The 12,234-nt window shown below is 67.2% G+C and carries 15 protein-coding genes; 4 read left to right on the top strand and 11 right to left on the bottom strand.

What is annotated here, in order from left to right; translation table 11 throughout:
* The 3 genes from AC1VAN_RS01540 to AC1VAN_RS01530 form a co-directional block, all read left to right on the top strand.
* Nucleotides 1-859, top strand: an 859-nt coding sequence (locus AC1VAN_RS01540) for a hypothetical protein (RefSeq protein WP_480985143.1), incomplete at its 5' end; no start/stop codon positions are given.
* Between the two features lie 140 nt (nt 860-999).
* Nucleotides 1,000-1,428 (top strand): PAS domain-containing protein, encoded by a 429-nt coding sequence (locus AC1VAN_RS01535; RefSeq protein ID WP_480985142.1) that lies wholly within the window; start codon nt 1,000-1,002, stop codon nt 1,426-1,428.
* The gene (locus AC1VAN_RS01530) at nt 1,425-2,960 is read left to right on the top strand and encodes a diflavin oxidoreductase (protein ID WP_442251376.1); all 1,536 of its coding nucleotides are present in this window, start codon (nt 1,425-1,427) and stop codon (nt 2,958-2,960) included. Before AC1VAN_RS01535 ends, AC1VAN_RS01530 begins: the two co-directional genes overlap by 4 nt.
* Before the next feature lie 299 nt (nt 2,961-3,259).
* Here the strand turns inward: AC1VAN_RS01530 and AC1VAN_RS01525 are convergent, their stop codons facing one another.
* The 11 genes from AC1VAN_RS01525 to moaA form a co-directional block, all read right to left on the bottom strand.
* A complete protein-coding gene (locus AC1VAN_RS01525; RefSeq protein ID WP_480985141.1) occupies nt 3,260-3,928 on the bottom strand; it encodes a sulfate/molybdate ABC transporter ATP-binding protein in 669 nt (222 codons plus the stop codon).
* Nucleotides 3,918-4,601 carry a molybdate ABC transporter permease subunit gene (modB, locus tag AC1VAN_RS01520; RefSeq protein ID WP_480985140.1) on the bottom strand — a complete coding sequence of 228 codons (684 nt, stop codon included), beginning with the start codon at nt 4,599-4,601 and terminating at the stop codon, nt 3,918-3,920. The genes AC1VAN_RS01525 and modB overlap by 11 nt, the downstream gene beginning before the upstream one ends.
* A 3-nt stretch (nt 4,602-4,604) precedes the next feature.
* Nucleotides 4,605-5,348, bottom strand: a complete 744-nt coding sequence (gene modA, locus AC1VAN_RS01515; protein WP_032974545.1) for a molybdate ABC transporter substrate-binding protein — start codon at nt 5,346-5,348, stop codon at nt 4,605-4,607.
* Nucleotides 5,349-5,367: 19 nt separating this feature from the next.
* A complete protein-coding gene (locus tag AC1VAN_RS01510; protein WP_480985139.1) occupies nt 5,368-6,144 on the bottom strand; it encodes a helix-turn-helix domain-containing protein in 777 nt (258 codons plus the stop codon).
* 69 nt (nt 6,145-6,213) lie between these two features.
* Entirely contained in the window at nt 6,214-6,579 is a 366-nt protein-coding gene (locus tag AC1VAN_RS01505) for a hypothetical protein (protein ID WP_032974542.1), read from the bottom strand.
* The gene (mobA, locus tag AC1VAN_RS01500) at nt 6,576-7,124 is read right to left on the bottom strand and encodes a molybdenum cofactor guanylyltransferase (protein ID WP_032974541.1); all 549 of its coding nucleotides are present in this window, start codon (nt 7,122-7,124) and stop codon (nt 6,576-6,578) included. The genes AC1VAN_RS01505 and mobA overlap by 4 nt, the downstream gene beginning before the upstream one ends.
* A 261-nt stretch (nt 7,125-7,385) precedes the next feature.
* Nucleotides 7,386-7,865, bottom strand: a complete 480-nt coding sequence (locus AC1VAN_RS01495) for a molybdenum cofactor biosynthesis protein MoaE (protein ID WP_032974540.1) — start codon at nt 7,863-7,865, stop codon at nt 7,386-7,388.
* Nucleotides 7,866-7,868: 3 nt separating this feature from the next.
* Nucleotides 7,869-8,129, bottom strand: a complete 261-nt coding sequence (locus tag AC1VAN_RS01490) for a MoaD/ThiS family protein (RefSeq protein WP_025874341.1) — start codon at nt 8,127-8,129, stop codon at nt 7,869-7,871.
* 2 nt (nt 8,130-8,131) lie between these two features.
* Nucleotides 8,132-9,229: a molybdopterin molybdotransferase MoeA gene (locus AC1VAN_RS01485; RefSeq protein ID WP_480985138.1), complete on the bottom strand. Its 1,098-nt coding sequence runs from the start codon at nt 9,227-9,229 to the stop codon at nt 8,132-8,134.
* A complete protein-coding gene (gene moaCB, locus AC1VAN_RS01480; protein WP_032974538.1) occupies nt 9,226-10,224 on the bottom strand; it encodes a bifunctional molybdenum cofactor biosynthesis protein MoaC/MoaB in 999 nt (332 codons plus the stop codon). Before moaCB ends, AC1VAN_RS01485 begins: the two co-directional genes overlap by 4 nt.
* An 8-nt stretch (nt 10,225-10,232) precedes the next feature.
* Nucleotides 10,233-11,213, bottom strand: coding sequence for a GTP 3',8-cyclase MoaA (gene moaA, locus AC1VAN_RS01475; protein WP_032974537.1), 981 nt, complete (start codon nt 11,211-11,213; stop codon nt 10,233-10,235).
* Nucleotides 11,214-11,788: 575 nt separating this feature from the next.
* Between moaA and AC1VAN_RS01470 the strand changes: the two genes are divergently transcribed.
* Nucleotides 11,789-12,160 carry a hypothetical protein gene (locus tag AC1VAN_RS01470; RefSeq protein WP_032974535.1) on the top strand — a complete coding sequence of 124 codons (372 nt, stop codon included), beginning with the start codon at nt 11,789-11,791 and terminating at the stop codon, nt 12,158-12,160.
* The last annotated feature ends 74 nt before the right edge of the window (nt 12,161-12,234 follow it).

Here is a 12,234-nt window from a genome sequence, read left to right as displayed (position 1 = left end):
TCCACCGCCTTGGAAGGGTGATCTCCTGCAGATGGAATCCTGGTTGCGGCACGCCACGGGCGCAGCAGCGCTGCTGCTCTGCGCCAGTGCGTGCAATACCCTCGATATTCCCCCGCGAGATAGTGTCGGCGCGGACGGAGGGTTTGCCACGCGCCTGCGCGGAGCGCCCTTGCAGCTGAGCGTTGGCACCGCATCGGTACTGCGCGGCCAGGAGAGTTCCGAGCAGACGACGCACTCGCACACTTGCCAACGGGAAACAATCGAAGTGATGGTGCGCTGGGTCGAACCCAGCCTATCCACTGACCAGGCCGTGATTCTATGCACTGCCGCCGCGCACGCCGCGAGACAACCGCTCCATGCCGCAGGCCTGAACGATACACCGGTCCGCTACCAGGTCACGATCGTCAGCGACGGCGGCGGCATCTGGCAACAACCTGCCAGACCAGTCCGACCAGAACTGGTGGTGGCGTTCTGGTTTCCCGCTGGCGACGACGCTGCTGCACTGCGTGCGCGCGTAATCTCCACCACCGCGCACGAGTTCCACCATATCGCCACCGCGATGGCAGGCCAGCGCCGATGGGGAGCGCACCGGGAACCGGAGGCCTACCTCGCCGGGGCATGCGCGCTGCTGGCGATTGAACGTGAGCTTCGGCGCGAGCAGCTACCTGGCCGCCATGATCCCCGCGCTGACAGCCTGCTGCCGGCGGCTGCACAGCGCTCTGGAAATGCCGGCAACGCGATGGGCCAGTCGTTGCAGGCATTCTTCAGCGGGGATCGTATCCAACGCGATGACGAAGAAGGGCGCGCACTGCTACGGCACTGCCACCACACCATCGGATTCCCCGCCATCGCCCACTAGCGCCGCCCCTCCCTGCGACAGCCGGTCGCAGCCCCCTCCGGGCACACGCTTGACCTATATCAATCCGCCCCACGCCACGGGCGCGTATCTCTATGCAGGAACCCAATACGCCGGCGTCACCGRCATCCAAAGGACCTGCGATGAGCTACACCCCCGACAACRCCCAGCTGCTCAACGCCATGCAGAACGTGATGGTGATTTCCACCACCGACCTGCAGGGCAACATCACCTATGCCAACGACCTGTTCTGCACGCTCACCGGGTTCGCGCGCGAGGAACTGATCGGCCAGCCGCACAGCATCGTCCGCCATCCTGACGTACCCAAGGCCGTCTACAAGGACATGTGGGACACCATCAAGGCCGGCAAGACCTGGACCGGCATCGTCCCCAACCTTGGCAAGGGCGGCGTGCTCTACGTGGTCGACACCACCGTGCAGCCACTGTTCGACGCCGATGGCAACATCACCTCGTACATCAGCATCCGCCGCGTGGTGAACGACCTGATGCAGAACTACGACCTTGTCGAGTTCAGCAAGGAAAAGTTCGACGACTTCTACGAGGCTGCGTGAACGCCATCCCCACACGCAGGCCCATCAGCCGGCTGCTGGTGGGTTTCGCCTCCGAGTCGGGCAACGCCCGCGCCCTGGCCCAACGCCTGGGCGCGGACCCGGAACTGCAGCCGCATGGACCGCAGGTCCTGCCGTTCAATGACATCGATGTGGCCGGCCTCGGCCACGGCGATGTGCTGCTGGCCATCTCCAGCTCGTTCGGCGACGGCGAGCCACCGGCCAATGGCGAGCGCTTCTTCGAGTCGCTGCGACAGGCGCCCGCCCTGCCCGGACTGCGCTACGCGGTGTTCGGCCTGGGGGATACCGGCTACCCCAGCTTCTGCGGTTTCACCAAGGCGCTGGATGCAGCGTTGAGTGATCGTCAGGCGCAGCCACTACTGCACCGTGTCGACGCCGACCTCGGCTACGAACAGTTCTTCCAGCAGTGGCGGCCGGTGCTGGGCCAGGTACTGGACGGTGATGCGACCGCCGGCCAGGATCTGCGCCTGCAGGTGACGGCTTACGGCGAAGACAACGCGTTCGCCGCCGGCATTGTCGAACGGCGCCGACTGAATCACAGCACCCCCGCCGCCTGGCACCTGCAGCTGGACATCGCGGGCAGCGGCATGGCCTACCGGGCCGGCGACACCCTGCATCTGATTGCAGAAAACGATCCTGCGCTGCTGCAGGCTCTGGCCAGCTGGTATGGCGATTCCAGCGCCGTCGACGCGCTGCGCGACCGCGAACTGCGCCTGCTCAGCAAGGGCGTACTGCGCGAACTGGCCAGGCTGGGGGGTAGCGACGTACTGAAAAGCCTGCTGAAGATCAGCCAGAAACGCGAACTCGACGCCTACCTGCATGGCTTGGACCTGCTGGACGTGCTGCAGGACCACGCCACCCCGCAGTCGGTTCCGCTGGCGCGATTGCGCGAGCTGCTATCACCCTGCCTGCCGCGCGCCTACTCGATTGCCTCGCATCCGCGCGATGACCAGCTGAGCCTGTGTGTACGCGAAGTGCGCTACACCCTGCGTGGCCGCGAACGCTTCGGCACCGCCACCGGCAGCCTGCTGCAAGGCGGCGACACGGCGCGTGTGTACTGCCGCTCCAATCCGGGCTTCCACCTGCCCGAAGGCGACAACGCACCTCTGCTGCTGGTGGGCACCGGTACCGGCATCGCGCCGCTGATGGGCCTGATGCAGGAACTGCAGGCAACCGGCGATGCGCGGGAGGTCCATCTGGTGTTCGGCGAGAAGCACCGCGAGCATGACTTCCTGTACCGCGAGCAGTTGCAGGACTGGCAGGCGCGTGGCGTACTGGCCAGCCTGCACACGGCGTTCTCGCGCGATGCTGCGCAGAAGGTCTATGTGCAGCATGTGTTGCAGCAGCAGGCCACGCAGATGCGGGAAGTGCTGGCCCGTGGCGGCCACATCTACCTGTGTGGCAACAAGAGCCACCTGGAAGGTGCGATGCGCGAAGCCATCGACGCGATCGGCGGCGAAGGCCATTGGGATGCCCTGCGCGGTGAGGGCCGCACCCACTGCGAGCTGTATTGAACCGTCCCTACGACGCTGCCGGCCAGCGGCCGGCACTACCCGCGTGGATRCACRGCGCGCCAGGATATGGCCCGSCAMCAACGCCGCGCGTCAWCCRCCGACGACGCGCCCGTCCACCACSCGCGCYACCTGCTGGCCGAACACCGCCACATCCTGATTTGAACCGTCCTTCGGGTAGAGCCGGCCGCKGGCCGGCTGCTGTTGGCGCTACGACGCTGCCGGCCAGCGGTCGGCACTACCCACGTGGATGCACAGCGTGCCGGTGTCCGCCGGGCATGGCCCGGCACGACCGCCGCGCGTCATCCGCCGACGATGCGCCCGTCCACCACGCGCGCCACCTGCTGGCCGAACACCGCCACATCCTGCGGATCGTGGCTGATCAGCAGCAGCGGAATACCGGTTTCATCCAGCACGGTTTCCAGCTCCTGGCGCAGGTGCTGGCGCAGGTCGTGGTCGAGCGCTGCGAACGGTTCGTCCAGCAGCAACGCCTGTGGCCGGGTCACCAGTGCACGCRCCAACGCCGTGCGCTGGCGCTGTCCGCCGGATACCTGTGACGGCAGCAGATCCGCCACATGCTCGATCCGGAATGCCTGCAGCCACTGCTCCACTGCCTCGATACGGGTGCCGCGCGGTGGATTCAACCAGCCCCGCTGCAGCCCGAACGCCACGTTCTGGCGCACGCTCAGGTGCGGAAACAGCGCGTAGTCCTGGAACACATATCCCAGGCGACGACGCTGCGGTGGCAGATCGACCCCTGCTCCCGCATCGAACAGTGTCTGCCCGTGCAGGCGCACATGACCATGCTCCGGGCGCAGCAGGCCGGCCACCGCTTTCAGCGTCAGGCTCTTGCCGGCRCCGGAMGGSCCGAACAGCACCACCTGCCGCTGCGTGCACTGCAGTGCTACGTCCAGCTCGAACGTCTGGCCGGACGCCTGCAATCGCCGCTGCACCTGCAGGTCAAGCCACATCGCGCAGCTCCCGACGGCGCCCACCCACCAGCCGCGCGGCCAGCAGCAGGATCACGATGCACACCACCGACGTCAGGATCACCAGCGCATTGGCCTTGCCATCCTGCCCCGCCTGCACCGCTTCATAGATGGCGATCGACAAGGTCTGCGTGCGGCCCGGAATGCTGCCGGCCACCATCAGCGTGGCGCCGAACTCACCCATCGCCCGTGCGAACGCCAGCAGCAGGCCCGCCAGGATCCCGCGCCATGCCAGCGGCAGGGTGATGCGGAAGAACACCGCCGCTTCGGACACGCCCAGCGTGCGCGCGGCCTGCTCCAACTGGCCGTCCACTTCCTCGAATGYAGCGCGTGCCGGTTTGAACACCAGCGGAAACGACGCCACCGCAGCAGCGATCACCGCCGCCTGCCAGGTAAACACCAGGTTGATGCCGAACCACGACTGCAACCAGGCGCCGATCGGGCCATTGCGCCCGATCAGCACCAGCAGGTAATAGCCCAGCACGGTGGGCGGCAACACCAKCGGCAGGGTCAGTATCGAATCCAGCAGTTCCCGACCGGGAAAGCGCCGCCGCGCCAGCAGCGCGCCAAGCGCCACGCCGGCAACAAGATTGATCGCCGTGGCCCAGCCGGCCACCTTCAACGACAATCCCAGTGCGCTCCAGTCCAGGTCCATCCGTCAGGGCTTGCCGAACCCGTGCTTGTGCAGGATCGCCTGGCCCTGCGCCGAGCGCACGAACGCCGCGAAGCGCCTGGCTTCCACCGGCTGCGTGCTGGCCTGCACAACCGCCAGCGGATAGGCGATGCGTCCGGCAACCGGAACCTGGAACGCGCGCCGCACGCGATCAGGCATTGCCTGCGCGTCGGTGGCGTAGACAAACCCCGCATCCACCTCGCCCCGCGCCACGTAATCCAGCGACTGCCGCACATTCTGCGTACTGATCACCTTGCCCTGCACGGCCGGCCACAGCTTGGCAGCCTGCAGCGCGCCCTGCGCGTAGCGGCCCACCGGCACGCTGTCCGGGTTGCCCACTGCGATGCGCTGCACGCCGGCACCCGCCAGATCGGCCAGTGCGCGCGGCGGCGCCTTCGCCTGCGGTGGCACGACCACCCACAACGCGTTCACCGCAAAAACCTCACGCGTACCGGCCGCCAGCAGCTTCTGCTGCGCAGCCTGGTCCATCGTTGCTTCATCGGCCGAAGCGAACACATCCACCGGCGCGCCGCGCGCGATCTGCTGCAGCAGTACGCCGGAAGCGGCAAAGTTGAAGTCGACCCTGCTGCCCGGGTTCGCCTTCTCATAGGCTGCGCCCAGCTCGCGGAAGCTTTCGGTAAGGCTGGATGCCGCCGACACTGTAAGTTCGGCCGACCACGCCGGCAGCGCAGCCACCATCCCCAGCAACAACACGCCCAGCGTCTTCATATCGGCTCCTTGTCCGTGTTCAATCCGTTTCGGAATCCCTGGCCACGGCCAGCGCCGCCAGCCGCTCGGGTTGCAGCAGCAGCATCTCACGTTGGTTGACTGCGATGACACCCTCATCGCTCAGCCGCCGCAGCACCCGGCTGACCGTCTCCGGCGCCATCCGCAGATAATTGGCGATCTCGGTGCGGGCCATGGTCAGGTTGAAGCGGGTCGCGGAAAAACCACGCCGCGCATAACGCGCCGACATATCCAGCAGGAACGCCGCCATCCGCTCCTCGGTGCGGTGGTTGGCCGCCAGCGTGGCGACCTTGCCGATCTCCGCGCTGAGCAGGCTGAACAGCTTGGCCTGCAACCCCGGCATGCGGGTGGCCAGCAGGCTCAGCTTGGGGAACGAAATGCGGCACAGGTGCACCGTATCCAGTGCCACCGCATTGCAGGGGAAGCGCGAACCGTGAATCGCGTTGAGCCCGATCACCTCGCCCGGCAGAGCAAAACCCAGCACCTGCTCGTTGCCCTGGCTGTCGTCGACGAAGGTCTTGACCATGCCTGCGCGCACAGCGGCGATGGAATCGAAGGCCTCACCCGCACGGAAGATGTATTCCCCCGCATGGAACGGCCCCACGTGGTCYACCAGCACATGCAGKTCGSCCAGCGCCGTCTTGTCATAGCCCTGCGACATGCAAGCATCGGAGAAGGCACAAGTGCTGCAGAAATGCAGCGCGTCGCCATCATCGGCGGCGGCAGGATTCGGCGTGGCCCGGCCGGGGCGCGGCTGAGGGGACGGAATCGAAGACATTACGGCAACGCTCGAACGGAAGCATCCATCATACGGCACGGCCCCATCGCCTTCCGTGCACTGCACGGGTCACGCCGCTGGTGACGTGCCGCGCCGGCCTGCGCCGCGCTGGCGCACGCTGTCGCGCACATCCACATCGAACTGCAGTTGCAGCGTGGTGCCGTCGTCCAGATACAGCGCAAAGGCCAGTCCATCGCGGCATGGCAGGCGCCCAGCCAGGTCCTCCACGGAAGACCGGGGCAATACCAGGCGGCAATCGGTGCCGCTGTCGAGCAGCACCGCGCTTTCGCCGCCGTGCAACGAAACGGCCGTGCCCCAACCGCCGCTGCCACCGAACCGGGTCAGGTTCTCCACCGTTTCACCGGCCAGCAGCGTGGCCAGCTCGGCCTCGTCCAGGCGCAAGCGCATTGTCTGTTCCTGCAACTGCACCTTCATGAGGCAACGTCCTCCCATTGGGTGGGGGTATTGCAGTTGACCAGGGCGCCTTCATCGGCATGGGCCAGGCGCAGGGTCTGCGCGTCCAGCCGGTGTTGCAGGGCCTGCAGGGAGCGCGGGCCGAGGGGATCGTGGATCATGTTTTCGAGGATCGTGCGGCTTTCATTGGCTACATTAAACAGCATCGGAAGCGGATGCCCGTCAAAGATCGTGCAAGCGCCGCTGTGCCGGTCACGCAGCTGCTGCAATAGCTCCGGGGTCAACCGGGGTGTATCCACCGGCACCACCCAGGCAGGGCCATCGGGCATCTGCATCGCCACGCTGTACAGGCCACCCAGTGGCCCGCAGCGCGTGATCTGGTCCGGCACGCCGCCGAACGCCGGATAGCGTCCGCTCACCCAGACCCGGTCTGCCCCGGCCAGCCGCAAGGTGCCGCGCATGTGCTCCAGCAGGGTGCGCCCCTGCCAGGGCAGCATTGCCTTGTCGCGGCCCATCCGGCTGGACAGGCCGCCGGCCAGCACGATGCCGGCAATGGGCGTTTTCACGCGGGAAACCCGACCACGCCATACGTGGCCGCTCCTGTCGGGCGCGAGGGGAAGGCCCCATCCACGCATGGAGCAACCGTGCAGGTACGCCTCAATAGATCCACGCCATGCGTGGCTGCTTCTGCCAAGCGCGAGGGGAAGGCGCCATCCACGCATGGAGCAACCGTGCAGGTACGCCTCAGTAGAGCCACGCCATGCGTGGCTGCTTCTGCCAAGCGCGAGGGGAAGGCGCCATCCACGCATGGCGTGGATCTACTGCCGTCAGTGGTGATCATGCGCCGGTTCACCATCGGCGTGGCACAGCGTGCAGCCTTCGCTCCACTCGCTGTCGCCGTCCTCGTAATGTTCCTGCTTCCAGATCGGGCACTGGTGTTTCACCGCCTCGATCAACTGCCGGCACGCGCGGAACGCCTCATCACGGTGCGGGCTGCCCGCAGCCACCACCACCGCAACATCGCCAATGCCCAAGCGGCCCTTGGCATGCGCCACATACAGCTTCAGCTTCGGCCCGAACGTCGCTTCGATCTCCGCCGCAAAGCGCTGGATCTCGTTCAGCACCAGCGGTTCGAACAGGTCATAGGTGATGCCGGTCACCGGCCGCCCCACATTGAAGTCGCGCACCTTGCCGATGAACACATCTATGCCGCCGAATGCCGGGTCGGACACCGCCGCGATGCCTTCGGCCGGGTCGATGGCGTGCTGCGCACGGTCCACCACCTTTGCCGTCACGTTGCTGCTCATGGCTCAGCCCCCGCTCACCGGCGGCAGGATCGCCACCTTGCCATCGGCAGGCAGCGCCTCGTGGTCACGCAGCACGCGCTGCTGGTCGGCAAAGGCAGAATAGTCCAGCAACCCGGCGCGGAAACCGGGAAAGCGCACCGGCAACAGCTCACGCAGCGCCTGGCGCAGATCGGCCACCGTGCCACCGGCCACCTCCAGCGCAATCTCGCGGCTGTCATCCAGATCGGAAAACGCACCGAACAACTGCAGATTCACCTGTTTCATCGTCACTCCTGGGTTGCCAGCTGCAGCGGGTCCTGATGGCCCCAGCCCTGCACACGCACCGGTGTGCCGGCCGCGACGAGGTCCCCCTCGCCCTCCAGCACCACCCAGGCGTTGGCCTGCAGCATGGATTTCAAACGGAACGATTCCTGCCCAGACAGCACGCGCGCGCTCAAGCGCCCCTGCGCGTCCACGTCCACCCGCGCACGCGCGTGGAAGCGCAGGCCCGGCGGTTTGCGCACATCGGCCTGCAACGGCAGCTGCAGCAGCGGCTCTGCGGCCAGGCCCAGCAGGCGGCGCAGCACTGGTTCAACGAAGAAACGCTGCCCCACCGCCGCCGACACCGCGCCGGTGCTGATCAGCACCTTCGCACCCGCAGCCAGCGCGTCGTCCAGCACCGCATCGAAGGCAGCCACGTCATCGCCCACCGTGCCCTGCCACACCACCTCGGCACCGGCGGCCTGCAGGCGGGCGATCAGGTAGGGCCGGTTGCTGTCACGGATCTGTCCGGAGTCCAGCGCCTGCGCCGCTTCGGTCACCAGCTCCTTGCCAGTGGCAATGACAGCGACCTTCGGCCGTGCCACCACCGCCACCTCGGCCACACCGATGGCGTGCAGCAGGGTGCGTGCATTGATGTCCAAGGCCTGCCCGGCCTGCAGCACGCGCTCGCCTTCTTCCACGTCCTGTCCGCGCAGGCGCACGTTCTGGCCAGGTTTCACCCCGCTCTTCAACGCAATGCGGGTCGGGCGACCCTGCTCGCTGGCAAGGATCTCCACGTTCTCGATCGGCACCACCGTATCCAGCCCAACCGGCATGCGCGCGCCAGTCATGATTTCCCATGCACCGTCGCCGCCCTCGGCACCGGCGTCGCCCGCCGCCTGCCAGCCCTGCACCACAAATTCGGTATCGCTTTCGAACGGCGTGCCATTGGCGCGCAGCGCGAAGCCGTCCATCGCCGAGTTGTCGAACGGCGGCAACGACTGCCCGCTGATGATGTCCGTGGCCAGGATGCGACCCGCAGCCTCATGCAATGCCAGCCGCTCGGCCGGCAGCGGTGCAGCCGCTTCCATCAGGTGCTGCAGCGCTTCGCTGTAGGCAATCATGCGTGGCCACCGCCATCGACCATCGCCAATGCGTGGCCCAGCACCGGCGCCAGGATGTCCAGGCACTGCGCGGCCGCACGCGGGCTGCCCGGCAGCGCAAACACCAGCATGTCATCCAGCTGCACCACCTCGGCCCGGCTCAGCCAGGCCATCGGCGTGTGCTGCGCACTCAACGCGCGCACCATCTGCGCCAAGCCGTGCACCGGTCGCGCATTCAACGAACGCAGCGCCTCCGGGGTCAGGTCGCGCGGGCCAAGCCCGGTGCCGCCGGTACACAGGCACAAGCGCACGCCCTCGCCCGCCAGCGCACGCAGGCGGCCCGCCAGCGGCTCGATGCCATCGGGCAATACCTCGGCAGCCACCACCTCGCCACCGAGCGACTGCAACCCGCTCACCAGCTTCGGGCCGGACTCGTCGGCATAGCTACCCTCGCTGGCGCGATCGCTCAGGGTGATCACCGCGCAGGCCGCGCCGTTCAGGCCCTTCGGCGGGCGCGGCCTGAAGCGCGCGCGCTCGCCCTCGTCCATGCCGTCGGGATGCAGCCACAGGCCGCGCTTGCCGCCCTCCTTGAACAACAGGCGGATGCCCTCGATGCGCAGCGCCGGCTCCACCGGCTTGCTCAGGTCGTACAGGGTCAGCAGTGCCGCGTTGACGCCGGCAAGCGCCTCCATCTCCACACCGGTGCGGGCCTCGCTGGCGCACTCGCACCACACGCGTATCGCCTGCCGCTCCGGCACCGGCGCGCAGTACACCTGCACCAGTTCCAGCGGCAACGGGTGGCACAGCGGCATCAGCATCGAGGCCATCTTGGCGCCCTGCAGCCCAGCAATCTCGGCCATCACCAGCGCATCGCCCTTTGGCAACCGGCGCTCGACAATCAGCGGGTAGGCCACTGGCCCGGCATGCAGCTCGCCCACCGCCACCGCGCGGCGGCGGGTAATACGTTTGTCGCGCACATCGGCCATGTGGAAGGCCGCCTTCAGATCACCCGGCATCGTGTTCCTCATCCTCCAATCGAAGCCAGGTGCGGAATCAATCCGGTCTGGCCCTGGTGCAATCCGTGCCCGGCCGCTTTCAGGCCAAGCTGTGTGGTGATGCGTGCCAGCAGCGCGTCCTGGTCGTCGTCGCTCTGCAGCAGCGGGCGCAGCGGCACGCCGAATTCGCCGAACAGGCACAGCCGCAGATCGCCCTTGGCGGTCACCCGCAGGCGGTTGCAGCCCTTGCAGAAGTCACGCGAGTACGGGGCGATGATGCCCACCGTGCCGCGATGCTGCGGGTGGCTGAACTCGCGCGCGGGGCCGGCATCGTCCGCGCGCGGGCGCTCGTGCCAGCCAGCGGCCAGCAGCTGCTCGATCACCACGTCGGCGCGCAGATGGTGGCGCTGGAAATAGGCTTCGTTGTCGCCGGTACGCATCAGTTCGATGAAGCGCACGCTGAAAGGACGGTCGCGCAGGAAGTTCATCCACTGCGGCAACTCATCGTCGTTCAGGCCGCGCAGCAGCACCGCGTTGAGCTTGATGGCCGGCAGGCCCAATGCCTGTGCCATCGCCAGCCCCTGCTGGATTTCCGGCAGGCGGTCGTGGCCGGTGATGGTCCTGAAGCGCTCGCGCTGCAGGCTGTCCATGCTTACGTTCAGCGCGGTCAGGCCGGCCCGGTGCCAGCCGGGAAGGCGCCGCGGCAGCAGCGTGCCATTGGTGGTGATGGCCACCTTGCGGATGCCCGGCACGGCCGCCACCGCAGCGATGATCTCGTCCAGGTCCTTGCGCAGGCTGGGCTCACCCCCGGTAAGGCGGATCTTGCTCATCCCCAGCATGGCAAAGGCGCGCACCAGGCGCGCGATCTCGTCCACCGCCAGGAAGCGCGGACGGCCGTCGGCCTGGTAGCCATCGGGCAGGCAATAACTGCAACGGAAGTTGCAGGCCTCGGTCAATGACAGGCGCAGATACGGGAAGCGGCGTCCGAACCCGTCGGTGAGTTGGCTCATGGCTGTTTCACTCCTGAGCMCACCATGCCGCTGGGCGCCTGAACAGGTTGTCGACCCGAGCCCTCAGAGTGCGCCGGGGCGCTGAAAGCGTCAACCCGGAGCTCGACTGCGGTGGCGCTGAAGGGTACAGCCTTCAACCCTGTCGTTTTCGAACCGGCCGCTACGTCCCGCTTCTTCACCCAACCACGACACCTGTCGCAGATTGCCTGGTCGCGGTGGGTCATCGCGGCAGCCAGCAGTGCCGGTACTTAACAGCGTGGTTCAATGCCGAAAGCGTCTCCAATCGTGAGCTATTTGCAACTCTTCTGATTGGCATTGCACAGCGACGCGGGCTCAGATGGCGTGCCACCGAAAACGGGTGGCCGGGTTTCGAATCCCGTGTTGACCTTGAGTGATTGCGCTTGCCAGTCGGCGTCCACATTCCGTGGCGCCGGCTGGCAATCCGTCTGCCGGCTATGGCGGGCGGTGCGTGGGGGCGTTCGCGCCCGCCGGCTTGAGGTCAACCCGGATTCGAACCACGTACCGTCCGCCACCTCTGTGTGGCGGCTACCGATTGCCTTGCACGGAGCCATGCCATGAACGGATCTGACCTGCCCCATCTGCACGCCTACAGCGACCCGGCCAACGCCGATGACCTGGCAGAGGCCGTGCACCCGGATGCGAACACCTTGAGTGCCAACCTGAGACGCATCGGCAAAGGCGCCGCCGCCGACGGGCAGCCCTGGCCAGAGCGACACCAGCTGCCCGGGCGCTGCATGGCGCTGGCCGATGCCGATTGCGCATTGGCCGGCTTGCGGGTGGTGCAGGAGGTACTGCTGGCGGCGGAGCGAACCCGGCAGAACGGCGAGCCCGAGGACTACGTGGGCGACCGGGTGATGGAGGGGCTGATGCTGGCGTGCCTGGCGTTGAGTGCGCAGGCTGTGGGGCGGTTGCAGGTGGAGGGGTGAACGGGACTCGCTTGGAATGCACCTTGCGCCTCCAGGTTCACCAGCGAACGGGAAAAAGCCCACCGGTACTGCAG

Source organism: Stenotrophomonas sp. 05L44_2 (genome assembly GCF_056665995.1).
This window is presented reverse-complemented; position numbering and strand designations above follow the sequence as displayed.